At 33.1% G+C, this 919-nt stretch carries 1 protein-coding gene; it reads left to right on the top strand.

Going from position 1 to position 919, the window contains the following annotated elements:
- The first annotated feature begins 246 nt into the window (after positions 1–246).
- On the top strand, positions 247–837 hold the full coding sequence (locus EGX95_RS02250) for an HAD family hydrolase (RefSeq protein WP_001024262.1): 591 nt from the start codon (positions 247–249) through the stop codon (positions 835–837).
- Positions 838–919: the final 82 nt, after the last annotated feature.

Here is a 919-nt window from a genome sequence, read left to right as displayed (position 1 = left end):
AAAAATCGGAAGACATAGGGAACTATGGGGAGGCCGAAAAGCCCGCCATAATAGGAATGTATAAAAAAATGCATAGAATCATAGAAAAAGACAAAGGCGGATTCCTTGTGGAAAAAGGGATCCGCCTTTGTCTTCACTACCGATAATGAGACGTTATGTTAACTGATAGTGTATGGAGTATACAAAGAAAACAAGAGTATGGCTACCACATTCTTGTGATAAAATGGAATAGAAAGGGTGATTTAATTGAATATTTTATGGGACTTTGACGGAACACTTTTTAATACATATCCTGCCTATACCAAAATACTCTCTCTAGTACTTGGAGAAGAGATAGATAAACAGGAGATTTATAAAAAATTAAAGATTTCATACTCACATGCACTAGACTACTATAATGTTTCTAGTGACCAGAAAGAGAAAATTAAAAGCTTAAAAAAGGAATTGTCTCCAAAAGACATGAAACCATTTGATGGCGTGGAAGAAATTTTGAAATTTGCAGATAAGAATGTAATCATGACACATAAACACAGAGATGGAGTTTTAGCAATTTTAAAATATTATGGATGGGACAAATACTTTGTAGATATGGTTACGATTGATAATGGTTTTCCTCGCAAACCCAACCCATCAGCATATACTTACTTGCATCAAAAACACAAAATTGATCTAGCTATTGGAGATAGAGAATTAGATTTGCTACCTGCAAAAGAATTAGGAATCATAACATGCATGTTTCAAGGTCAAAGTGATGTAGCAGATTATTATTTAAACGATTACTCAGAATTTTTCAATAAGGGTATTCCATTATCAAAACAGTTGTATCTTCAGCAATAAATCGCTGAAGATATATGATAGATTTATTGACTTCCGCTTTCGAATTTTATGTAAATAAGCTGTCCATATGGACAGCTTATTT

The sequence above is a fragment of the Bacillus sp. FDAARGOS_527 genome, from assembly GCF_003812125.1.
GTDB lineage: Bacteria > Bacillota > Bacilli > Bacillales > Bacillaceae_G > Bacillus_A > Bacillus_A paranthracis.
Note: the sequence above shows the minus strand (reverse complement) of the source record. Positions and strands in the feature narration are given on the sequence as shown.